Origin of the sequence: Affinirhizobium lemnae (assembly GCF_022968395.1) — a bacterium.
Lineage (GTDB): Bacteria > Pseudomonadota > Alphaproteobacteria > Rhizobiales > Rhizobiaceae > Neorhizobium > Neorhizobium lemnae.
This window is the reverse complement of the sequence record NZ_JALJQZ010000053.1, coordinates 1-23,073: the sequence shown is the minus strand read 5'-3', so window position 1 is coordinate 23,073 and position 23,073 is coordinate 1. Positions and strand designations below refer to the sequence as shown.

The following is a 23,073-nucleotide window of genomic DNA, read 5'->3' as shown; positions in this document are numbered from 1 at the left end:
CGCTCCGGCAGCAGCTGATCCTCACCCAGCGGCGACTTGACCTTGAGAACGCGGCTCGCCTGTATGAAATCGGCGGATGTTTGGTCGTCGGTCATGATATCTGGTTCCTAAGTCAGCGACCCTTCAACGTTGCGGCGCCAATGTGTGTTTCGTGTCTTGAAATAAGTTATCCATGCACCAGCCTAGAAGCTGAAGGTTGGCTTGGTCCGAGGCAGACCGGTAGGCTTGCAGCAAAGTGTCTCGCTTCGCCCTGCCTGCCTCGCTGGAATAAGAAAGCCAATAGCGTTTCAAGATCGGGCTGCGTCAAACCGGCCAGAGTGGACCTCCCCTGCGCAAGTTCTGCCAAAACGGCGTCCGTTTTAGACGACGGTTGTTCGTTAACAGAACTGTTCCGAAGCATGTTAATAGCGCGGGCCAAGGCCGCCTTTCGCTCTGCCTTTGCCAATTCCTGTAATTGTTTGAGTTGCAGGTTGCCATCGGTGCTTTTACATTGGAAAAAAATGACCTGACGGATCAATGCCGTTTCTCGAACCAGTTCCGGCGAAACCATGCTGGTCGATAGCTTCTCAATCTCTGATCCGACATTTGGGATGGTAAGGCGCGCCTGTAGCCTATCCGCGGCCTGCTGATCCGAATTCTCATAGATGGCGTCGAGATGCGAGCGGCTTTGCAGGAAAGCAGCAACTGCCTTTTCAACCGTTTCTGGACTGATTGTGGTTTTCTTGGTCTGCTCTAGCCTTTTAGCGAGATCCGCCGTAATCTGCGCAGGATTATATATCTTACGAATGATCTCTTTAAGTTCCGACTCCGCCAGTTCTTTGATGTCGTCTTGAACAAGATCAGGTATAGACTGAAGACGTAGCTCGACCTGTTCGATTTTTAGAAGATCTTGATCGATATTGGCTGCAAGCGTGCTATTTGTGGCTAGAACAAATATTAGCAGACCTGTGCAGACAACGTGCGTGACAGACATCGGCAGGCGAACATCGTCCTCGACAGGTATATTTTTTGCTATCACGTAAGATTTTCCATCCATCATGGTGATCAGATCATCCGGATATCGGTAAGGCTTTTGGGCCGCGCATCGGTCGCAAGCCGAGTAATTACCTGTTCCGCTTTAGCCAGCTGTGACATACCTGTGGGATCAGCAAGATATTTTTCGGGGAAGCCCTGCGACGGATAGAACTGACCTTGGCCGGTCAAGGCGCTGAGCATGTTGATCCGATCGCGGATGCCGCAACCAAGATTATCGAATTCGATCCGTTGGCCGGGTTCGTAGGGTTGCAAGGGACGGCCCGTGAAGCGTGGATTCGCCTCTTTGAGGTAATTGGAATCTGACGGCATCGCGGCAATCGACTTACGAGAAAACTCAGTGGCTCTACCGCTGCCAGATGTTGTGCCGCCCATTGCAGGCGCATAGACCACGAGACGATCTGAATCGAGTACCGCAGTCATGTAGAACAACAATTCCATCTTCTGGGAGAGTATCTGTTCATCCACCCTCCGACCAGACGGCGGATTGCAAAAGGGTATCCAGGTGGCGAGATCGGCGAGCTGGTTTTTCTCTTTCTCAGAAATTGATTTGTCGTCACGCACGCCCTGCAAAAATGCGTGAGTGCACACATGGCTTGAGTTAATGAAATCATCAATGCGAGTAAGATAATTCACGGATGTTGGGGCCGACGCCATCGGAGCATTGCTAAACAAGCTTTCGGATGCCTTTTTGACATGCTCATCAGCAAGCTTCTTGGCCTGATCCAGCATGCCGCCCAGCGCAAAAACAAGCGTTTTGTTCTTGGACTTGGCATGCAGCAGATCAAAAGTCCGATTGAGATTGTTGTTGCAGATGATATTGAGCATGGCGCGGCCTGCAAGCACATGGACAGAGTTCGAGGCAAAAGCTGCCATCATCACGCTGCCCGTCAGGATAGAGGCACCGAAGACAAAAAATTCCGCTAGAGCCCGATCACGCTCAGCCTGTGATTTTTTCTCTCGAGCGTAGTTTTCAACTGCCAGATCATATGCGCGCACATAGGGACTGGCGACATTTAGCTGCCATTGAGATCGGTATTTCGGGAGCTCGATCAGAACTGCATTCAGGCGTTCAGTGGCTGAAGGCATTATATTCTCCAAATGTTCTCCAAAAATTCAATCAGAGTCACCTCGTGGCTGCCGACAAGATAGACCGAACCAGGCATCAGAGGTGGCGCCGAACAACGTTCGACGCCATCCATGCAACGGACTAGGCCGCCTTTGTCGTGGCCAGATCGTAGGAGGCGATCATCGGAGACTGCGGTGACTGGTTCTCATCAAATGGCGTGTACTTCACTTCCATTTTTGTGAAGTTCAACTTGATCGTTTCGATCGGGCGATCACCGTTCGAGTCGATGGAATAGCTGGCAAGGAGTGTATTCGTGAGCATGTATTCAATATACGTTTCGCCCGGATTGCCCGTCGTGACCAAATGAATGGTCGCTCGCTTGCCTGTACGACCCGAGCACGCCTCTTGAAACAGCTTAGTCGAGGAGGAATCGCTGACCTTCGTCAGAATTACCTCAGAGACAGTTGGTTCCGAGGCTTCACGATTTGCAGCAGATCCCGCTGCGGTGTTCATATTTCGGGATACATTCCAATGGATTGCTTCGATATCCATCCACTTGCGATGCTGCTCGTGTGTTGCATCACCCTGAATACCGTCGATTTGCAGATATATTGGCATGCGTCAAATCTCCTGTTCGAAAACATTGTATTTCACGGCTCGGCTGTGCGGCGCCGTGCTCCTCCCCTCGCGCGTTTCGGCGCTGGGGCTACTTCATCCGCAGCCCTGCAGTGAGCAGCGTCTTCGGATTCTCTGACGGCTTCACGGCCGCCAACTTCCACCTGGAAGTTCTGCCCGTCATGCCGGATATCGATTGCATGGATTTTTTCTTTCCGCGTCAGCCTATCGAGAAGGGCAGACGAGAGAGTGGGCATTAGATCACGCATGATCATGGCCTCTATTGCACGCGCGCCCATTTCACTCAGGCGCGCACGCGACATGATTGTATTCCGAGCGTTATCATCGACAGAAACGCGAGCGCCGTAACTCTGTGATACACGCTTTGCGATTCGATCCAGATGGATATCGACAATACCGAGCATGCTCTCTCGGGTCAGGGGCATGAACGGGAGGATCGTTGTTCGACCCAGAAACGCAGGCTTGAAATATTTCTGCAGCTCCGGGATGAGCATTGCTTCCAAGGCTTCACCTTCAGGCATGGTGTCTGGGTCTGATGCGAGTGCCGAAAGCAGTTCTGAACCGGAATTGGCCGTCATGAATATGGTGGTATTGCGAAAATCGATGTCTCGACCTTCGCCATCTCGAAGTGTCCCCTTATCAAAGACTTGGTAGAAAATCTCCTGGACGCCAGGATGCGCTTTGTCGATTTCGTCTAATAACAACACGCCGTATGGCCTGCGACGGACGGCTTCTGTTAAAACTCCACCTTCGCCAAAGCCGACATACCCGGGTGGCGAACCTAGCAGCATGGAGATCTTATGTTCTTCCTTGAACTCGGACATGTTAATGACCGTAAGATACTGATTGCCGCCGTACAGCAAATCGGCAATCGATAATGCCGTTTCGGTCTTGCCGGTACCCGACATCCCGACAAGAAAAAACACGCCGGGTGGCCGAGCAGGATCGGATATTCCAGCTCGCGTTGCGCGCATGCTTTGTGCAATTCGAGACAGCACATGCTCTTGACCGAGCACACGTTGCTTCAATTGATCTTCAAGCGTCTGGACAGCGGCAATCTGGTTTGACAAAAGCTTACCCACAGGGATCCCGGTCCAACGCGAAACGATATTTGCAACTACGTCACGGTCGACCACCCGAGGAACCAGCGGGTTCTCGCCGGCAACATCCGCTCGTGCCTTTTCCAACTGCTGGAAATTTTGGAGGAGAGCATCACGAGCCCGTGGCATTGGCGCGAGAGACGTTACGTTTGTATCTGTCTTGCTGTGTTTCGACGATAACGGCGGTCCGCTCTCACGGCCACTGATTGCATCTTCAATTTGGTCTGCCTCTATAGAAAGCCTAATCTCTGCTTCCAGTTTGGTTTCAAGAGCTCGGATGCTTTCGCCGATGGAAGTGATTTCCCCAGCAATTTGCAATTGTCTCGACACGTTGCTTGCATAGTCTGGCTCCCGATCCAGTAGGTCTCGCTCATGCTCGAGTAGTTGTAAGTCGTTACGAAGATCTGCCAATGCAGCAGGAGTAGTTTGTCTCGCCATGGCGACAGCCGCCGCCGCAGTATCGAGCACACTGATTGCTTTGTCGGGCAGTTGCCGAGCTGGGATATACCGCGCGGTCAGCTCCACTGCTGCACGAATTGCGTCGTCTCTGATGCGTACGCCGTGATGCTTCCTGAGTCCGGAAGCAATGCCCCGAACCATGTGAATGGCAGAGTCTTGGTCTGGTTCGAGTACTTGGACAACTTGAAAGCGACGTGTAAGCGCCGCATCTTTTTCGATATGCCGCTTATACTCGCTCCATGTCGTAGCGGCAATCATTCGTAATTCTCCCCGTGCGAGGGCCGGTTTGAGAATGTTTGCAGCATCGCCCTGTCCAGGTTGACCGCCAGCGCCTATCATACCATGTGCTTCGTCCACGAATAGGATGATTGGTACGGGTGAGAGCCTGACCGCATCGACGATGCCATGCAGCCTTCGCTCGAATTCACCTTTCACGCCGGCACCAGCCTGAAGGAGAGTCAGATCGAGTAGGAGCAAGCGCACATCGCGCAGCCGCGCCGGTACCTCACCGTTGGCGATTCCTATCGCTAGGGCTTCAACGATCGCAGTCTTGCCAACACCCGGTTCGCCGACAAGGATCGGATTGTTTTGCCGTCGCCGCATAAGTATGTCGACGACTTCTCGTAGCTCCTGCTGTCTACCGACTACTAAATCCAGTCTCCCGGATTTGGCGTCGGCCGTCATATCACGAGTGTAAAGTCTCAAAAATTCGTTGTCACCCTGAGGGTTGCTGGTTTCTGATGCCGTTTCTGCACCGGTCCGCGAGGCGACATTGGTGGAAGTCCTGATCCTATCGAGACGGTTACGATCTAGACGAAGCAGGGCAGGAGCTGCGCCCCGTAGATAGGCGCGAAGCGATGTTTCTTCGACAAGTGCCGTAAGCAGGTCGCTCACGGTAATGGTCTCACGCCCACCTTCCAGTGAGGCGAGGAGCCAAGCTTCGCGGCACACTGTCAGTATGTTTTGCGACAACACCAACGAAGCACTGTCGACCCGACCCACATCGGCAATTGATGAGTCCAGCTGGTGGCGTAAAGCTTCCACATCGAGATCTATTTCTGTGAAGAGCCAGCTCAAATCTGAAATGTCGAGAAGTCCTCGCAGCCAATGAGCCAGGTCCACAGTTGCATGTTGCAAACGTGCAGCGGTCGATGCGCCTGTTTCAAGAGCGACGCGCCCTGGACCTTCCAGTCTTTTAACGAGACGTTCCAAATCGATATACGGCATACACAGAACTCCGTTCAATTCGAAGCTTTTGCCCACGCATTGGTTGTGCGCAAAGACCTAGGGCCGAGAGGCCAATCTGTCCAGAGAAAAAATTGATCCCTGCCTATTATTAGAAAATTTCAAAGTTTTTCATGATTTCGACATCTTCCCAAGGGGGTTGATTGCAGATAAATTTTCGCCAATATGCGTTGCGCCGGCGTTTAAACTCTCCAGAACGGGGATCGTGTGTTATGAATCTTGCGGATCTAAAGTTATCTATCAGTAGGGATCATCCATGCGGAGAAAATATCCGAGATAATACTCAATTTCGTGAAGTATATTTTAGAATTAAAGATGCCAGGAGCAATGCGAGAGCTGCTGAGCGCATGATTAACCCCGGTGAAAATGTAAGTCTTTCTCCGTTTTGGGAGGAGGTTAGCAATCTGGGATTGCAAATTTTATCTTCGATGAGCAAGGATATTGAGGTTCTCGCCTGGCTAACGGAGGCCGAGATTCGGCTACGTGGATATGCCGGATTGAGGGATGTATATGATCTCACCGTGTCGCTTTTAGAACATCACTTTGATGCGCTTCATTCCATTGCCAATGACGACGCAGAAGAGCGCTTTGCGCCTTTTGCTGGGCTCAACGGAGTTGCGAGCGAAGGTACCCTGATTCAGGCTATCCGATTGACACCACTTGTTCCTAACGCGAAATTTGGACAATTCACGCTTTGGGATTTTCAGGTCTCGCAACGTCCGGGTGCAGATGGTCTGCGAGATGAACTCGAGTATGCATTTTCTAATATGAATGTCGCTCATATTATAGAGCAACGAACGGCGCTCGATGACTGTATTTCGCTTTTCGACCGAATGACCGAAATACTTGAGCAGCGATGTGGCGTCCTTGCCCCCGCAAGCTCGAATACACGCAACGTCTTGAGGGAGGCGTCTGCTGCGCTGCGGGTACTTTCCCGTTTTCCCGAGGATGAAATGGGGAAACCAGCAGGCAATGGCGCGGCAGCGGTGGATTGTGATCTGGTTCCGAAGCTCGCCAGTTCGCGCCTACTGTCGGTCGATGTTATTTCTTCGCGAGAGGAAGCCTTTGATATTCTCCTCGCTGTCGCGCGTTACTTTAAAAAGACCGAACCGCATTCGCCTCTGTCTCTGTCGATCGAAACACTTGTTCGCCGAGGGCGCATGGGCTTTTCGGAACTTTTGGCTGAGCTCCTGCCTGACACTCACCAAAGGAATGTGGTGCTCATGGCTGCTGGCATCAAATCTGCAGATTCGGGCTGAAATGAATTGAAAACGAGCAGTGCCGCATAGCATGGCGAATTTTGGATCAAACTGCCTCTGCGCAGGAAGGAGATGTTCAAATGGCAAGTGTGCATGAGAAACTGGAGCGTGTCCGAAAGCCGCGGGTCCATATCAAGTATGAGGTCGAAACCGAAGGCGCGATGGTTGCCAAGGAACTGCCTTTCGTTGTTGGCGTACTGGGCGATTTTTCTGGCAATCCCAGCCAGCCGCTCAAGCCCTTCGGCGAGCGGAAATTCGTGCAGATCGATCGGGACAACTTTGATGATGTGATGCGCCGGATGACACCTGGTCTCCAATTGACCGTCGACAACACCCTGCAGAACGACGGCACGCAAATTAATGTGTCATTGAAATTCGAGAAAATGGAGGACTTTGAACCCGGTGCGATCGTCGAGCAGGTGCCCGCCCTCAAAGCTCTTCTCGATGCGCGTAACGAATTGCGCGACCTCATGAGCAAGGCAGATCGTTCCGAAGAATTGGAGCGGTTGCTGGAAGAAATTTTACAGAACAAGGGTGATCTGGCGAAGCTTGTAGCAGAACTGGGCGAGAAATCACGTTCCTCCTGACGGAGGGCTCTCCAGACCGGACAGCGTAACACGATCTGTTCCGGTTTCACAAGCATTATGAGCGAGGAGACCCTCGCAGTCGACCAAGAGGATGACGAGATGAGTGCCGAGACCCAAGCAAAGTCGCCTGAGAAATCGACATTTGTGCAAGATCAAGATTTGCTTAGCAAAGTCGTGGCGGCGACAAGGCAGACCGAACCGACTCGAGCCCAGAATCTGCTTCGCACGCTGACGGATCAGGCGTTAAAGGGGACCGTATCCTATGATCGCAATCTCACAATTACGCTGAATAACGCCATTGCCGAAATCGACCAGGCAATCTCGCAACAGCTTGCAGCAATCATGCATACCCCCGAGTTCGTCAAACTTGAAGGTAGCTGGCGCGGATTGAATTATCTGGTGAAAAACTCGGAAACAAGCGCCAACCTTAAAATCCGCGTCCTCAATGCATCTAAACGCGAAATTTCTAAGGATCTTGCAAAGGCTGTGGAATTCGACCAGTCACGCCTGTTCAAATCGATCTACGAAGATGAATTCGGCACTCCTGGCGGTGAACCTATGGGTGCCCTGATCGGCGACTTCGAGTTCGATAACTCCTTCGATGACGTGCATTTGCTGCAGGGTGTCTCGATGATTGCGGCAGCCTCCTTTGCTCCTTTCATTTCGGCAGCGAGCCCACGCATGTTCGGATTTGAAAACTTTACCGAATTGGCAAAGCCTAGGGATCTGGAAAAGATATTCGACACAGTCGAATACGCAAAATGGCGCAGCTTCCGTGAAAGCGATGACTCCCGGTTTGTCGCATTGGCTTTGCCTCGTGTTCTTTCCAGGATGCCGTATGGTCCAAAGACCGTCCCGATCGACGCCTTCAATTATGATGAGACCGGCGGCTCAACGACCGGCGAGCTACCTCATGATTCCTACTGCTGGATGAATGCAGCCTATGTCTTGGGCACCCGACTGACTGACGCATTTGGCAAAAGCGGTTGGTGTACAGCCATCCGTGGCGCAGAAAACGGGGGGAAAGTGGAAAATCTCCCAATGCACATATTTGCAAGCGACGATGGCGATCTCGATCTCAAATGCCCCACAGAAGTCGGCGTAACGGATCGCCGCGATGCAGAACTCGGTAAGCTTGGCTTCCTTCCACTCTGCCACTACAAGAACACAGATTATGCTGTGTTTTTCGGTGCTCAAACAGCGCATAAGCCTAAACTCTACGATCGACCGGAAGCAACAGCGAATGCAGCGGTGTCTGCACGATTGCCGTATATGATGGCGACCTCGCGTTTCGCCCACTATCTCAAAGTCATGGGGCGCGACAAGATCGGTTCCTTTATGGAGGCTAAAGATTGCGAATCCTGGCTTAACCGCTGGATTTCGAACTATGTCAACGCCAATGACGACGCTGGGGAAGAGTCGCGCGCCAAATATCCGCTTAGGGATGCGAAGGTCACCGTGCAGGAAATTCCAGGACGTCCCGGCTCATACAACGCCGTCGCTTGGATGCGCCCCTGGTTGCAGATGGAAGAACTGACCACGTCGCTTCGGATGGTCGCCCGTATCCCGTCGAAAAACTGATTATGATGGTGGATGTCTCGCAGCATCCACCATCAATCTCGCGCGCGAGGGTAGCAGATGCTGGACGCCGGTTACGACAATCGTCGGCTTGCAGATTGTTTGATCTGCCTGATCGACGAAGCTTTGAATGCTCAGGTCAATGCAATAATGCACCATGTCGAGTTTCAGGCGATGGAGGCACGTTGGCGGGGACTATATATGCTTGTGCGCCAGGCCTCCCGCGGTAGCGATGTAAAAATCAAGTTGTTAAATCTCTGCTGGAACGAGCTGTCTAGATCGCTGGATCGTGCTGCCGACTTCGATCAGAGCCATTTGTTTGAACTCGTCTACAGCCGGGAGTTTGGAACGCCGGGCGGCGAGCCATTTGGACTTCTGGTCGCCGATTTCTATTTCTCTCCCGAAGAGCCTACCGCCTCCGATTCTGTGGGCGCACTTGCTCATTTGGGGATGCTGGCTGCCGCTGCCTTTTGCCCTCTGATCGGAGGTGCGACGCCGAAGTCTGTAGGGCTGGAGACATTTTCTGAATTGAGCCGGATTAGTGATTTTGGTTGGCTGTCGACCGACCCGCAAAGGCTGCGTTGGAACAGTCTGCGCGCCAGCGACGAGTCGCGTTTTCTCGGGCTTGTGGCTCCTCGTGTCCTTATGCGTCAGCCCCTGAAGCGGCACGATCGGCGACGTGCCGATCCGTTCCCGTTCCAGGAACGCCTGGGCGATGATCTGCAAAATTTGCTTTGGGGCAATGGAGCGTTTGCGTTTGGCACGGTCATCATCCGCAATTTCATCGAATCCGGTTGGTTTGCCGATATTCGTGGCGTTACGCAGGATGCTATGGATGGCGGGTTCCTTTCTTCGGACGAGCTTGCACCGCTAGATCCAGGCATTGAGAGTCACGGGCTTGGCGGCCAGCCGCCTGTAGAAGTCAGGCTTTCGAGCTCCCAGGAGCAGCAACTGGGAGAGTTGGGCATTATTCCCATCGGCACCACCTATCTTACCGCCAACGCCATTTTCAATTCGAACCCTTCGCTGCATGCTCATCCGCACTATTCGAGTGACCAGGCAAGGCAGAACGCACGGCTCGCGGCAATGCTACAATATGTCCTGTGCGCCTCGCGTTTCAGCCACTACCTTAAAGTCATCATGCGCGACGAGATCGGTAATCTTACTGATGCACGTATGCTCGAGCGCCGTCTAAACGACTGGTTGACGGGTTACACACTCGGCAACGACGATGCGGATGTTGCGCTTCGTATCCGCTATCCTTTGCGCTCTGCAGGCATTTCTGTGTCCGAGATACCCGGGAAACCGGGAAGCTTCGCATGCACGGTGCGTCTCCAGCCCCATTTTCAGCTGGATGATATTTCCACAAGTTTCCATCTGATCGCTGAAACGAATTCAGACAGGATGGCGCAGGCAAGACCAAACCCCCGCGAAAGGATTTCCGCATGAGCATGTTCGAGCAGATCTCAGCACTCGTTGTGGATGGCAAATTTGAGCTGGCGCTGGAGCAGGTCAAAACTGCAGTGCGAGAAAGACCATCAGACGCTGATGTAAGGAATCTCTACATAGACCTGCTGATCATCACGGGTGATTTTGAACGTGCCGATCATCAGTGTGGTATTGCCGCAACCCTCCAGCCAGATAAGGTGATGGGATTTGCGCTCTTGCGAAACCAGTTGCGTGGCATGGCTGCTCGCAATGCATGGTTTGATGCGGGCGCCTTGCCTGAGTTCCCTGGCGGACCTACCGAATGTGATCGGAGGGCAATCCAATTGGCGTTGGCCCACCGCGATGGTGATCGCCATGCAACCATCGCGGCCTTGAACGATCTGGAGGATCTGCGCGGTGAACGCCCGATCCGTTGCAACGGGACGGACCTCGATGAATTCCGTGATCTCGATGACCGTATTCCGCATGCGCTGGAGGTGATCATGTCCGGAGGCGCCTATCTTTGGATCGACTTCCTGCGAATAGCCGCATTGAACATCGAGCCGGTGACCCGCCTTCGTGACATAGCGTTCCGTCCTGCCCAATTAACCCTGATCGACGGAGCTGTCGCACCGGTTCTACTTCCCGCGATCTATTACCAGCCTGAATTGAAGGATCCGTTGATGCTCATTGGGCATTCGACCGAGTGGCTGCAGCTTCCGACTGGTCTGACGGTAGGGCAGGGGCAACGCTGCTTTCTTGCGGGCGATGACCTGCTGTCGCTGAACGAAATCCGGCAACTGACTGGTATTTCGCCAGAAGCCGATGCTGTGATCGGGAAGCTCGCTCATGCCTGATCCCCTCTCACGCTATCGGATGACCAACCGGCAAGTTGTTCGCTCCGTGTTGGACCGGTTGTTGGACGATGCACCCTCCAGTCCCGCCGACCCCCCTGCAAACTACGCAAATCAGGTTCGCGAGATGCGTGAGGCCATACGCCGGGATTTGGAATTGCTCCTGAATACGCGGCGGTGCGTACGGTCTCCTGCCACAGCCTATCCTGAACTTCAAAATTCATTGTGTACGTTCGGTGTGGACGGCGCGGTGTCGGCGAATCTCATGACAGACGAAGCCAAACTGTCACTTGCACGTTCGATTGAACGCAGCATCAGCCGGTTTGAGACAAGACTTTCCGACGTCCGCGTAACGATTCTGAAAAACCGAAGCTTCACCGCACGTGCGCTTCGAATGCGTATAGAGGCAAGCTTCCGACTTCATGAGGGAATGCCGCCGATCAGCTTCGAGTCTGTGATCGATCCGTCTTCGCAGCGCTTTAAGGTGGAGGGTAGCGATGGCTGAGGGCTTTCTAGCGAGGTACAATGAAGAGCTTGCAGCCTTGCGCCAGCGGGCGAGCCGCTTTGCTGAAAGTTTTCCGAAGATTGCCGGCCGTTTACGCTTGACGGGTGAGGTCGTCGACGACCCTCATGTCGAGCGTCTTATACAAAGTTTCGCCTACTCCGCAGCGCGCGTCCGTCAGAAGTTGGACGACGAGTTTCCGGAACTTACCACCAGCCTGTTGGAAACACTATATCCTCACTATCTGGCGCCTATACCATCCATGTCGATCGTTCAGATAGAGCCTGCCCGCACATTGACGAGCGAGCAGATTTTGCCGCGATTTACGGAGATCCTGACAGAACCCCTCAACGGTGAAAGTTGCCGTTTCCGCACGAGCTGCGATGTACGCATAGCTCCAATCGAACTTGCGGCTGCGCGCCTAATCGGCCAGCCGATCGATGGCCCGCCCGTACCGTTTGCCGGAATAACAAGCTGTCTACGGCTTTCCTTGCGCAGCCGCGACGCGCGTCAGCCGTTGAGAAGTCTCGGGATCACGAAACTGCGTTTTCATATTGCTTCGCCCTGGCAGCAGGCGATTCAGCTCCATGAGCTTTTGTGCAATCACACGGTCGGCCTTGCCTTGGCCCGTCACCCTGGAGATTTGCACCCCCAAATTCTCTCTGCACGACATCTTGAGCCGACCGGGTTTGCAGATGATGAAGCGCTATTACCTTATCCTGCGCCGAGTTTTGAGGGTTACCGTTTACTGACAGAGTTCTTCATTCTGCCGCAGAAGTTTTTGTTCATTGAACTATCCGGTCTTGATGTCTGGCAGCAGGACGAACTTGAGATCTTCATCTATCTCAATCAGGCGAGCCCCAATCTCGAACGTACCGTCTCCGCTCGCGACTTTACCCTCCATGCAGTACCGATCATCAATCTGTTTCACCAGGCCTGCGAGCCTATCACCATAGACGGCACACAAAGTGAATATCGGTTGCTGGCCGATTCGCGGCGCCAGCAGACCCGCGAAATCTATGCGGTCGAGAACGTCACACTGACAACTCCCAAGGGTGTCAAGGAAATCAGTCAACCATTTTTTGGACGTTCCCATCGCAATGATGGCTCCACAACCTGTTGGCAAATTATACGGCGCTTTACGGAGGAGGACGGTACAAGCGATACGGACATCTCCTTCGTTGATCGCAAACAGCGTCATGCGAGTCCTGTGGATACGGTGGCCAGTGTCAACGCTCTGTGTCTGAATCGCAACCTTCCCGAACAGTTGCCGTTTGGCGGCAGTCATCCGCATCTCCAACTGGCATCAGGACATGAAGCGGTTGCTGGGCTTCAGGCCTTGATGCCGCCCACCCCCACTGTGCGGATGAATGACCGCGAAGGTCGAAATTGGCGCTTGATATCTCATCTGCTGCTCAACCACCTATCTCTGGTCGATAGGAACGGCGGCGCGCTCAGGGATATCCTCTCCCTTTACAGTTTCCGGGACAGTCCAGAGACCCGCCTTTTCGGTGATGCCGTTATTGGAGTCAGCGCCGAACAATCCCTTGCTCGCATGCCGCACGGCGGAATGGTGCCCGGCACAGACATCAAATTGACCTTTGATCCCAATGTGATCGATCAGGCTGCCGCCTTTATGTTCGGCTCGGTTTTGGACCGGTTCTTCGGCCTTTATACGTCCATCAACAGCTTTACGCGCCTGACGGTGGTGATGAAGGGTACATCCGAACCGGTAGGCCGCTGGCCTGCTCGTGCCGCTAAACGTCCCTTGCTGTGAGGTGGTGATGGACGTAACATCAGCTGATCATCAATATGACGTTCTCGCGGAAAAGCTCATTCGAGAACCGGACCTATTCGATCCTGTGACGGCGTTGCGTGTGGCGCAGGCGGCAAGCCCTATGGGATTGGACATCGTGGCGCCGATCGGTGTCGACCCTGCAGCGCTATCGATCGGCGGCTTCCAGCGTGGCAAGCATCGAAACCGGGTTCGGTCATTGCTGGCAAGCCTGAGCGGTCCCGCCGGATCTCTGCCGCCATCTTATGATCAGTTGATCATGCGGGAGGAGCGGCAACGTTCACGGTCTCTTTCGGCTTTTCTCGACATTTTCAATGGTCGTCTAAGCGAACTCTTTGCCGATGCCGTGGAGAAATATCGCCTGGGTCGCTGGATGCGCTGGCAAAGCCACAGGGGAGAGAGCGGTCTTTTTCGCATCCTTTTGTCTCTGGGCGGCTTTGGTACCCACAATACGATTGATCGCACCGATGTCGGCTGCGATTTCGTCTTGCGCTTCTCTGGCCTCTTTGCTGACCGCGCGCGCCATGCATCTGGCTTGAGAGCCATGTTGCAAGAGTTGACCGGAGTACCGGTGCAAATAGAGCAATTCAAGCTCCGCTGGCTCGTGATGCCAGCCAGAGAGATGAGCCGTTTCGACCAGCCACAGGGCCTGGTGCTTGGTGTCAATGCCTCTGCCGGTAGCCGTTTGCGAGATCTAACGGGAGCGTTTCGTATCGTTATCGGTCCCCTGAGATATGCGGACTACCTGCGGTTTAAACCAGACTCCAAAACTCTGGGTGAAGTCGTTGCGGTGACTCGGTTGTATGTCGGTCCCGCGTTGGACTTTGACGTTCAAGTCATCTTGTGCAGACTTGATGTACCGGAATCACAGCTGGGTCGTGCCGGAGATCCACCGAGGCTTGGTTGGAACTGTTGGACGCGTTCGCAACCAGTAACGAAGGACTGTGGCGATGCGGTGATACAAGCGCGCTTCGTGGAAGCAGCCAGGACGGAGATCCGGGATGCGTCTTGAACTGATACCTCAGACCTCGAACCCATCATCGCTGCCTCATCGCTGGATTATGGAACGCGGACGCCGCAAAATTGGTCGCTCGATCGATTGCGACTGGCAGTTGCCTGAAAACGAAAGGTCGGTTTCCAATATCCACTGCCTGATCGAGCGAGAGAGTGACAGTTTTGTGCTGCTTGATCGGAGTTCTAACGGCTCTCAGGTCGACGGCGTTTGGTTGCATGATGGCGCGAAAGCCGAACTGCATGACGCGAGTGTCATAGCGCTTGGAACGTTCTCGTTCACGGTCACAATACAGGGGGAATCCAAGGCCCGGCAGGAGGATCCGGACAGTAGGCTCGCTCTGAGTCCTGAGAGCCTCACGGTCTCCTCCATTCTGTCCGATATTGTTCCGGCAGGTCACATGGCGGACGGAGTTCTCGGTCCGCGGGAGTTGGAAGATCCCTTTGCATTTATTCAGCAGCCGAAATCGGATGCCTCCTCGTCGCGAAATGTCTCCATTGGATGGCCTGGTCCTCCCCGGCACGATCTCCATGGCAAACTGCTGCCGGATAACTGGTGGGAAGATCCCGAAACAGATAACAGAATCGCCCATGCGCTGGAGCACTCACCCGCAACGCGGGTGTCGGTTAGTGTCAATCGCATCGGCAATTCCGGGAGTATGACCGGAAATCCAACTCAAGGGGAGCTGTCGACGTCAGAGTTAAGTAACTCATTTGCAACCGACTTTGCAAACATCGCTCAATTGACAAGCCAGCTGAAACAGCTGGAAGTGGCAATGGAACAGGCTTTCGGCACCCTGCAGATTCCTTTGGCGCGACCCTTGAGCAGAGAACCAGCATGCGAAGATGAGGGCGCGCTTAATGTACGCCTAGAGAAACTTCTTGCCTGTCAGTTACGATTGAATGCAGCCCTTGAACATTTGTTCGAGAAAAGTGGTCATCTATTTGATCCCCGTTTGCTTGAAGCCCGGATTGATGTGCAAGCCGGGCGTACCTTCGCAGCTTTCCGCAACGCCAGTTATTGGCGCCACTATAGACGTCAGTTTGAAGCCGATGGGCGGGTAGTCTCCGCCGCGGATCTGCTACGTGCAACCTATTTGACCGGGGAACAGGAAGAGAGGGCAGGCTTGAGAGACGCCTCTGAAGAAGGAAAGAGACCTGATGAGATATGAGAATCGAGTCGCCTGGAGTGAGGGTATGTTTCTCCGGGTTCAGCATTTTCAGCAGGCTGATCGTTGGACGGAGCGTTTGGTAAGCACCACAATGCGGACGCTTGCACCCTATCCATGGGGCCTAGCTTCCATGGAGATTGATCGCAGTGCCCTTGCAATCGGTCGGTTTGCTCTCAGCAATCTTCGGGGCATCTTGCCGGATGGAACCTCGTTCGAGGCACCCGCGGACTGCGATCTTCCCCCAGCGCTCGAACTGGAGGAGGGCATCAGGAACTCCATAATCTATCTCGCATTGCCGACACGTCAGCCGGGAAGAGCCGACACGGCCTTGGTCGAGAGTGCTTCCCTTCATCAGGTTCGGCACGTCGCGTCACCCTATGAAGCTCCTGACGCAAATGTGGAAACCGATTTCATGGCGCAAATCGATGTTGGCCGTCTCAATCTGCGCTATCTGAAAACGGGAGATGATCTGACAGGTTTCGATCTCATCGGCGTTGCGCGCGTCGTTGAAGTCCGCTCCGATCGAGCCGTCGTTCTTGACCCCGATTATCTGGCACCGAGCCTAAATTGTGCAGCCGAACCTAGGCTAGCAGAGATGGTAAAAGAGCTTCTTGGCATCGTGCGACACCGTGCAGAAGCCATTGCCGATCGCATCGGGGACCCGACCATTCGCGGAACCGCAGAGGTTGGGGACTATTTTCTCCTGCAGATCCTAAATCGTGCTGACCCGCTCCTGCTGCATGTGTCACTGAATGCCACGCGCATCCATCCCATGAGCTTCTACGAGCTCTGCATTCAGCTTGCTGGTGAACTAGCGACTTTCACGACAGACCGTAAACGGGCGACGGAGTTCCCGCCATATCGTCATGACGATCTGAAGGCCAGTTTTGCAGCGGTCTTCGATGATCTTCGGACGTCGCTGTCTGCGGTTCTGGAGCAATCAGCCGTGGCCATCGAGCTTTCCGAGCGCCGTCATGGTGTACGCGTCGGTACAATTTACGATCGTACACTGCTGAAGGATGCAGGTTTCGTTCTTGCAGTGCGTGCCGACATGTCTGCAGAAGAGATAAGACGCAAGCTTCCTGCGCAAATAAAGGTAGGGCCAGTCGAGCGGATCGCGGAGCTCGTCAATGTTGCGCTTCCAGGTATTCCTGTCCGACCGCTACCGGTGCTACCTCGTCAGTTGCCCTATCGTTCCGGCACGATCTACTTCGAACTCGATACGCAAAACCCCTTGTGGAAACAGCTCGAGACTTCCGGTGCTATCGCCCTTCATTTGTCCGGCGAATTCCGCAGTCTTGAAATGGAACTTTGGGCCTTGAGAGAATGAGCAAAGATAGCAGTCCATCTTGGCAAAACCTGCCAACAATCGTGGAGCTGAACGAAAAGGGCGAGAGCAAACGCTTGGCGGCATCCAGAATTGGGGAGTTGCTCGATGATATCGTCGGGGTTTCGGCCGTCGATGCAGGGCGAAAAGGTCATGCCGTTACTGTCGGCGGTTGGTCGCCCGAAAAGGTGGTGCAGGACTTTAAGTTGTCAGGTGATGAGGTGCCAACGCTTGTGCGTTCCGCCGCGCCGCTTCTCCATCTCTCTCATGCAATCCGTCACACCGTGGAACCGCCGGATGTTGATGAACTTCGACGGGTCGCGTTCGATGCAGTCAATCGATACGAGCGGGATCTTGCGAGCGCCCGGATAGCTCCGGAACGAGCGCGAGCGGCTCACTATATCGTCTGTGCAACTTTGGACGATGTCGTTCTCAGCAAATCCTGGGGTGTCACGGCAGGTTGGGCGCGTTCCGGCCTTGTTTCGACCTTTCATTTGGATGTGACGGGTGGTGAACGGGTATTTGATTTACTGGATCATTTTCAACAGGCACCCGGCACCTCCAAGGATATTCTGCTTCTGATCTATTTGTCTCTGTCTCTGGCATTCGAAGGGCGAATGCGGATTTCAGCGCGCGGGACTCTTGAACTAGGACGCGTCCGAGACAGTCTTTATAAGACTTTGCTCGGTCAATACGGTGTGTTTGAGCGAGATCTTTCGCCACATTGGAAAGGAGTTTCTGCGCGGCATAAACCTTTGAAGACGGCTACCGCTCTTTGGACCGTGCTCGCCATTGTTGTGCTGCTATTCGGACTGGGCTATGTCTTCTTCACATTTTCTCTCAATAGTGTATCCGATGGCACCTTAGGAAGATTGGCGAACCTGCCTCCCCGAGGCGGGGTGAGCGTCGCAATGACCACGCCACCACCGGTGCCAGAAAAGGCTCCTGTTGTCGAGTTCAAGGCAACTGTCGCGGCGCCACCGCCTAAGGTGGAAGAGCGACCGCAGCCTAACCCGATCCAGAACCTTCTGACGTTTATGCAGCCCGAAGTAGAAAAGAAGCTTGTTACTCTTGCAGATTCGAATGGGCGACTGCGAATAAGGATCAATAACTCCGGGCTGTTTGAAGTTGGTAGTGCCGAAATCAGCGAAAAATTCCGGGATTTGCTGGAGAGGATCGGTGGCGCGCTATCGGCGGAACAGTTCCGCGCTGTTGTCGTAGGCTATACAGATAATACGCCAATTCGAACCCTGCAGTTTCCCTCAAACTGGCATCTGTCTGAGGCGCGAGCGAAGGCTGTCGGTGAAATCCTGGCTGCTTACACGGGCTCAGATGCCATCCTGACCGAAGGGCGCGCTGACAGCGATCCCATAGCATCGAACAATACTGCTGAGGGGCGCGAGATGAATCGCCGCACAGAAATTCTTGTTCTGACCGATCCGCGCCAAAGTTTGGACCGGGCGGGCATAACAGCACCGACTGTCATAACGCAGGGTCGACCCTCTGGGGAACCAACATCGGGTGAGGCGCAATGAACCCGCTCAGCTATTTCTATACCATAAGATCCTATGTCGATGCATATGCCGGACTGCTGGGAAGGCGCTTCATCTCAATCATCTGGCTTATCGCGCTTTGTGTCATTGTATGGTTTTATGGCTATCTGCTGGCTTTCGGCCAGTGGAAGCCACTTACCACGGGCAACGCGCGACTTGTAGCGATAGCTCTATTGGCTCTTGGCTGGATTATTTATATTGCCATATCAATTGTGCGCGCCCGTAAGCGGGATTCTGCGCTTGTCGATGGCATTGAGCGAAGCGCCGAGGCAGAAGCAGAGGCGAGTCAACGCGTCGAAGTTGTTGAAATTCATCAACGACTGAAGGAGGCACTGGCACTTTTGCGCCGTGTCACACACCGGCGCTTTGGCTACGTCTATGAGTTACCATGGTATGTCATTTTCGGCGCGCCGGGCTCCGGGAAGACGACTGCACTGACCAACTCTGGTCTGAATTTCCCGCTTGGCGATGCCTTGGGAAGCAATTCTGTACAAGGCATTGGGGGCACGAGGAATTGCAACTGGTGGTTCACCGATGAGGCAATTCTCATTGATACTGCCGGTCGCTACACGACGCAAGACGATTTGAACGGCAGTGCCAAAGCCGGGTGGGAGGGGTTCCTTGGTTTGTTGCGGAAGTATCGTCGTTCGCAGCCGATCAACGGAGCGCTGGTTACGCTTTCCATCGGTGATCTTCTGCAACGGGATCCGCAGGCTCAAACAGAAGAAATTCGCATTATTCGTCAACGCCTTACTGAGTTAACTGAGCAACTGCACGTACGCGTTCCAGTCTATATTGTACTGACCAAGGCCGATTTGCTGACCGGCTTCGTCGAATTCTTCGACGGCCTTGGCAAGTCAGATCGGGAGCAGGTCTGGGGCATGACTTTCGATCTGGAGACGAGCGAAAAAGCTGTCGATCTGTCTCCCGTATTCCATACAGAATTTTCCCTTTTACAAGAGCGCATAAACTCCCTGCTACTAGAGCGTCTTCAACAGGAGCCGAACGCCGAAATCCGTGGGCGGATTTTCCGGTTTCCGGCACAACTGGCCCTTCTGAAAGAGCGGTTGGATGGTGTAATGGCAGAGCTCGTAGCCGGTTCGAAGCTGCTTGAGCCGCCATTGGTTCGCGGCGTTTATCTCGCCTCGGGAACGCAGCCGACGCATACGGCCGCAAACGTTCCTTCACCTCGTCCGCGCCGGAGCTATTTTCTGAAACGGCTACTCCATGAAGTGATATTTGAGGAAGCGTCTCTTGTAGCGAGAGACAAGCGCCTGAGCCGTCGACAATTGTTCATCCGCCGTTCTATCTATGCTGTGGCCACCGCGGTTGTTTTGCTGGTGACGGCGAGCTGGATCGCCACATATTGGCAAAACACGACAGCGCTCGCTAGTGCTGACCGTCGTCTCGATACCTTTGAGCAACTGGCCAGGGGAATCCCGACCGAGAACGTAAAGGACACGGATTTTCTGCGCATTCTACCGGCACTCGACACTATCGCATCGGTGCCAGACAGTTTCGAAGATGCTCGAAAATGGCCGCTCAGTTTTGGTCTCGATCAGCAAAAAAAGGTCGAAAAGTACCAACACGAGGCCTATCAACGGGCACTCAATGCACTTCTATTGCCGCGGTTGATGGTTCAATTGCAGAATGAGTTACAGAACGAGCAAGACTCGCAGAAGATATTCACTGCGTTGAAGTTCTACGGCATGTTGGGCGGTCTTGGCCCGATGGACGGTGAATTTGCCCAGCAAAGGGCAGAAGCACTCTTTATCGTCCTTTTTCCTGGAGAGGCACGAACCGCAACACGAGTTTCTCTCCAGCGCCATGTAAAGGTTATGTTGGATGGTGTAATGCCGCCCATGGAACTGGACAATCGTTTGATTGCAGAAGCGCGTGGCAAGATTCGCGACGTTTCCATCGCGTCTCGGGCGTATGACATCTTGAAAAACTTTCCCGAAACGCGGAATTTGCCTGGCTGGACGCCGGCAACCGCTTTGGGGCCGCTCGGCGAGCAGGCGTTCGAACGCAAATCCGGAGTTAGCTTAAGGGTCCCTGTGTCAGGCTTGCTGACGGCTCGGGGCTACCAGACTGTAGTACTGCCACGACTTGACGAGGCCGCACGTGATGCAATTGCGGAGGAATGGGTTCGGGGCACTTCCAATCCCGCAGAAACCTCCGTCGATCAGATCGCTCAAGCGGGCTTTCAGCTCTATGCTTCCGATTTTGAACTTCAGTGGCGTATCCTGCTCGGTGACATGCGTGTGAAGGTGCCGCGAACGATTTCTGAGGCTGCAGAGATGACAAGGCTCCTATCCGTCGATCCCAGCCCGGTAGAGGCAGTAGCGCGCTCGATTGCGATCGCCACCGATCTGACTCCAGAAGATCACATGCTAACCAGTTCTATCACTCCAGCCAACGATGCAATACATGATACAACAAGGTCATCATCGAACCTGCCTGATCTTTACGCCAATCTACGGAACTGGATTGCAGGACCTTCCTCTCCAAATGCCACTTCGGTCGTAGGCGCAGATGCTGGCGATAAACGAAACCAGCCGCTTCTACAACTTGCGTCGACACTCCAGAAGTTACGTGATCAGTTGTCGCGTGCATCCAGTTCCACGGCAACTTTGGCGAAGGTGTTCGACGTCGATAGCCAATTGACGATTGCCAACCAGGATTTACTTCAGCAGGCTCGTCAGATCCCTGCACCGCTTGACTCCTGGATGGCAGGCGTAGCCGCCGACATCGGTTCTCTGGCTGTGCGTTCCGCTCGCACGAGAATTGCAGAGATATGGGTTAGCGAAGCAGCCAATTATTGCTCCAATGCCGTCGGGGGCCGCTATCCGTTCGATCGAAGCTCCATGACTGACGTCGCAATGAGCGACTTCGTGCGGCTGTTTGCGCCCGACGGGCTCTTGAAAAGCTTTTTCAAGGATAATCTGGAACCATTCGTCGATACCGGTTCATCTCCATGGGGCTGGAAAGGTACGTTTGGATCCGCCAGCCTGCCAAGCGAGGCGATTGCCGAGTTCGAAAAAGCCGACCAAATCACTCGTGCTTTCTTCCCGAATGGAGCCCGGCAGCCGGCCGTATCGATCAACATCACACCGGTCACTTTGAGCGAGACCGCCAATGCGGTCATGCTTGAAATTGGTGGTGAGAAGGTTGTGTATTTTCATGGTCCAGTGCTTTCGAAATCCATCACTTGGCCCGCTGCGCAATCGGTTACGAGCTCTCGGTTGGCGTTCCAACCTGGCGGCTGGCAAGAGGCTATGACGATCACAGGGGACTGGTCAGCGTTTCGCCTTTTCGACCAAGCAAAACTCAGCCAATCAGGTCAGTCCAATCTGTTCCGGGCGACCTTTACGAAAGGCGACCAGACCGCGGAATTCGATGTCCAGTTTGGCTCTGTGCTCAACCCATTCCGGCTGCCTGCGCTGGATGCTTTCCGCTGCCCGAGACAGTTTTGATCATGACATTGAACAGTACTGCCAGGACTACTCCGAAAGGTGAGGTTGACCGGTGTGGCTTTTTTGGAAAGTTGCAAACCCATGGCGATTTTATTGCCTGGGGTTTGCCAGTAGAGTTGCAGCGCCGCCTCCAGGATTGGCTGCAATCCGGTCTACAAGCGGCGAAGGATAACCTGGGGCCTGGGTGGCACGCTCAGTTCAAGGCAATGTCATCCTGGCGCTTTATCATAGAGGAGGGTCTATGGTCCGGTCAGGCTTTGGCGGGCGTACTTGTTCCCAGCGTCGATCGTGTAGGGAGGGACTTTCCCTTTGTGATCATGAGTCGAATCCACACTTTCGCACATCATCCCTTTCAGCTGTATAAGGATGAAGATTGGTTTACTGCCGTTGAGGACATTTCTGCACGCTCTTTGCGAGCGGACAGCTCGTTGAGTGATTTGCAGGACGCCTTGCAACAACTGCGGAGTTTGCGTCCGCTTAGTGGGTCCGATCATCTACCTCGTGGCACTGCCAGACCCGTAAAGGAATCACTCTGGTGGACTGTCATTTCCGAGACCAAGACGATCCAAGGTTTCCGAAAGCCAGGGCCGCCGGTTGGCGACGATTTCCTCCGTATGATTTTACCGAATCGAATTGAAACGCAGCGGATTGACCTCGGCACACTCGCACCATTGCTGCAATCCGAGCCCGCCACCAATGAGACCGCGGTTGTGAGGAGCAAGCGCGATTTCCAGTTGTACCATGCGTTCCATAGCCATCCGGGCATCCGTCAGCGCGTGAATTCACATGCCGTGCTTGCCGCGCCGAGGACTGGTGTGTTTGCCGTTGCGGATGGTCTCGGGGCAACTGTAGAGGCAGCCGAGGTCGCTAAACTTACCACACATCTTGCAGATCAGTTCGAAATGGACGGTCCTTTAGAGGCTGCCTCAAAAAGAGGTGGGTGATTTCAAGAGGTTATGATTCCTTCGGATTTGCGAGATTCGATGGAGT

The 23,073-nt window shown here is 53.9% G+C and carries 17 protein-coding genes; 13 read left to right on the top strand and 4 right to left on the bottom strand.

The genetic code is table 11. The annotated features are described in order from the left end of the window. Positions 1-166 precede the first annotated feature (166 nt). The 4 genes from MUU53_RS20370 to tssH all read right to left on the bottom strand — a co-directional run bounded on the left by MUU53_RS20370 (position 167) and on the right by tssH (position 5,523). Positions 167-1,039, bottom strand: coding sequence for a hypothetical protein (locus tag MUU53_RS20370; RefSeq protein ID WP_247262505.1), 873 nt, complete (start codon positions 1,037-1,039; stop codon positions 167-169). Between the two features lie 5 nt (positions 1,040-1,044). Continuing rightward, the gene (locus MUU53_RS20365; protein WP_247262504.1) at positions 1,045-2,121 is read right to left on the bottom strand and encodes a hypothetical protein; all 1,077 of its coding nucleotides are present in this window, start codon (positions 2,119-2,121) and stop codon (positions 1,045-1,047) included. Between the two features lie 121 nt (positions 2,122-2,242). Further along, positions 2,243-2,719, bottom strand: coding sequence for an Hcp family type VI secretion system effector (locus tag MUU53_RS20360; RefSeq protein WP_247262503.1), 477 nt, complete (start codon positions 2,717-2,719; stop codon positions 2,243-2,245). Between the two features lie 32 nt (positions 2,720-2,751). Further along, positions 2,752-5,523, bottom strand: a complete 2,772-nt coding sequence (gene tssH, locus MUU53_RS20355; protein WP_247262507.1) for a type VI secretion system ATPase TssH — start codon at positions 5,521-5,523, stop codon at positions 2,752-2,754. 230 nt (positions 5,524-5,753) lie between these two features. Here tssH and tssA point away from each other — a divergent pair, with 230 nt between their 5' ends. The 13 genes from tssA (at position 5,754) to tagF (ending at position 23,027) form a co-directional block, all read left to right on the top strand. After that, entirely contained in the window at positions 5,754-6,800 is a 1,047-nt protein-coding gene (tssA, locus tag MUU53_RS20350; RefSeq protein ID WP_247262502.1) for a type VI secretion system protein TssA, read from the top strand. 80 nt (positions 6,801-6,880) lie between these two features. After that, positions 6,881-7,387 carry a type VI secretion system contractile sheath small subunit gene (gene tssB, locus MUU53_RS20345; protein ID WP_247262501.1) on the top strand — a complete coding sequence of 169 codons (507 nt, stop codon included), beginning with the start codon at positions 6,881-6,883 and terminating at the stop codon, positions 7,385-7,387. A 99-nt stretch (positions 7,388-7,486) separates the two neighbouring features. Then, on the top strand, positions 7,487-8,968 hold the full coding sequence (gene tssC, locus MUU53_RS20340) for a type VI secretion system contractile sheath large subunit (protein WP_247262500.1): 1,482 nt from the start codon (positions 7,487-7,489) through the stop codon (positions 8,966-8,968). 57 nt (positions 8,969-9,025) lie between these two features. Next, a complete protein-coding gene (tssC, locus tag MUU53_RS20335) occupies positions 9,026-10,414 on the top strand; it encodes a type VI secretion system contractile sheath large subunit (RefSeq protein ID WP_247262499.1) in 1,389 nt (462 codons plus the stop codon). Beyond that, positions 10,411-11,250, top strand: coding sequence for a type VI secretion system accessory protein TagJ (locus MUU53_RS20330; protein ID WP_247262498.1), 840 nt, complete (start codon positions 10,411-10,413; stop codon positions 11,248-11,250). Before tssC (MUU53_RS20335) ends, MUU53_RS20330 begins: the two co-directional genes overlap by 4 nt. Continuing rightward, positions 11,243-11,752 (top strand): type VI secretion system baseplate subunit TssE, encoded by a 510-nt coding sequence (gene tssE, locus MUU53_RS20325; RefSeq protein ID WP_247262497.1) that lies wholly within the window; start codon positions 11,243-11,245, stop codon positions 11,750-11,752. Before MUU53_RS20330 ends, tssE begins: the two co-directional genes overlap by 8 nt. Further along, positions 11,745-13,526, top strand: coding sequence for a type VI secretion system baseplate subunit TssF (gene tssF / locus MUU53_RS20320; protein ID WP_247262496.1), 1,782 nt, complete (start codon positions 11,745-11,747; stop codon positions 13,524-13,526). The genes tssE and tssF overlap by 8 nt, the downstream gene beginning before the upstream one ends. A 7-nt stretch (positions 13,527-13,533) precedes the next feature. Then, positions 13,534-14,556 carry a type VI secretion system baseplate subunit TssG gene (gene tssG / locus MUU53_RS20315; protein WP_247262495.1) on the top strand — a complete coding sequence of 341 codons (1,023 nt, stop codon included), beginning with the start codon at positions 13,534-13,536 and terminating at the stop codon, positions 14,554-14,556. Beyond that, positions 14,546-15,727: an FHA domain-containing protein gene (locus tag MUU53_RS20310; RefSeq protein WP_247262494.1), complete on the top strand. Its 1,182-nt coding sequence runs from the start codon at positions 14,546-14,548 to the stop codon at positions 15,725-15,727. Before tssG ends, MUU53_RS20310 begins: the two co-directional genes overlap by 11 nt. Further along, complete coding sequence (gene tssK, locus MUU53_RS20305; RefSeq protein ID WP_247262493.1) at positions 15,717-17,057, top strand: type VI secretion system baseplate subunit TssK; 1,341 nt, start codon at positions 15,717-15,719, stop codon at positions 17,055-17,057. The genes MUU53_RS20310 and tssK overlap by 11 nt, the downstream gene beginning before the upstream one ends. Beyond that, positions 17,054-18,589 (top strand): type VI secretion system protein TssL, long form, encoded by a 1,536-nt coding sequence (gene tssL / locus MUU53_RS20300; RefSeq protein ID WP_247262492.1) that lies wholly within the window; start codon positions 17,054-17,056, stop codon positions 18,587-18,589. The genes tssK and tssL overlap by 4 nt, the downstream gene beginning before the upstream one ends. Continuing rightward, entirely contained in the window at positions 18,586-22,083 is a 3,498-nt protein-coding gene (tssM, locus tag MUU53_RS20295; RefSeq protein WP_247262491.1) for a type VI secretion system membrane subunit TssM, read from the top strand. Before tssL ends, tssM begins: the two co-directional genes overlap by 4 nt. A 2-nt stretch (positions 22,084-22,085) precedes the next feature. Continuing rightward, positions 22,086-23,027, top strand: a complete 942-nt coding sequence (gene tagF, locus MUU53_RS20290; protein WP_247262506.1) for a type VI secretion system-associated protein TagF — start codon at positions 22,086-22,088, stop codon at positions 23,025-23,027. Positions 23,028-23,073 lie beyond the last annotated feature (46 nt).

Coding starts and splice junctions, on each gene's coding strand:
- MUU53_RS20370 (WP_247262505.1), bottom strand. CDS start 1,039: ATGATGGATGGAAAATCTTACGTGATAGCAAAAAATATACCTGTCGAG.
- MUU53_RS20365 (WP_247262504.1), bottom strand. CDS start 2,121: ATGCCTTCAGCCACTGAACGCCTGAATGCAGTTCTGATCGAGCTCCCG.
- MUU53_RS20360 (WP_247262503.1), bottom strand. CDS start 2,719: ATGCCAATATATCTGCAAATCGACGGTATTCAGGGTGATGCAACACAC.
- tssH (WP_247262507.1), bottom strand. CDS start 5,523: ATGCCGTATATCGATTTGGAACGTCTCGTTAAAAGACTGGAAGGTCCA.
- tssA (WP_247262502.1), top strand. CDS start 5,754: ATGAATCTTGCGGATCTAAAGTTATCTATCAGTAGGGATCATCCATGC.
- tssB (WP_247262501.1), top strand. CDS start 6,881: ATGGCAAGTGTGCATGAGAAACTGGAGCGTGTCCGAAAGCCGCGGGTC.
- tssC (WP_247262500.1), top strand. CDS start 7,487: ATGAGTGCCGAGACCCAAGCAAAGTCGCCTGAGAAATCGACATTTGTG.
- tssC (WP_247262499.1), top strand. CDS start 9,026: ATGCTGGACGCCGGTTACGACAATCGTCGGCTTGCAGATTGTTTGATC.
- MUU53_RS20330 (WP_247262498.1), top strand. CDS start 10,411: ATGAGCATGTTCGAGCAGATCTCAGCACTCGTTGTGGATGGCAAATTT.
- tssE (WP_247262497.1), top strand. CDS start 11,243: ATGCCTGATCCCCTCTCACGCTATCGGATGACCAACCGGCAAGTTGTT.
- tssF (WP_247262496.1), top strand. CDS start 11,745: ATGGCTGAGGGCTTTCTAGCGAGGTACAATGAAGAGCTTGCAGCCTTG.
- tssG (WP_247262495.1), top strand. CDS start 13,534: ATGGACGTAACATCAGCTGATCATCAATATGACGTTCTCGCGGAAAAG.
- MUU53_RS20310 (WP_247262494.1), top strand. CDS start 14,546: ATGCGTCTTGAACTGATACCTCAGACCTCGAACCCATCATCGCTGCCT.
- tssK (WP_247262493.1), top strand. CDS start 15,717: ATGAGATATGAGAATCGAGTCGCCTGGAGTGAGGGTATGTTTCTCCGG.
- tssL (WP_247262492.1), top strand. CDS start 17,054: ATGAGCAAAGATAGCAGTCCATCTTGGCAAAACCTGCCAACAATCGTG.
- tssM (WP_247262491.1), top strand. CDS start 18,586: ATGAACCCGCTCAGCTATTTCTATACCATAAGATCCTATGTCGATGCA.
- tagF (WP_247262506.1), top strand. CDS start 22,086: ATGACATTGAACAGTACTGCCAGGACTACTCCGAAAGGTGAGGTTGAC.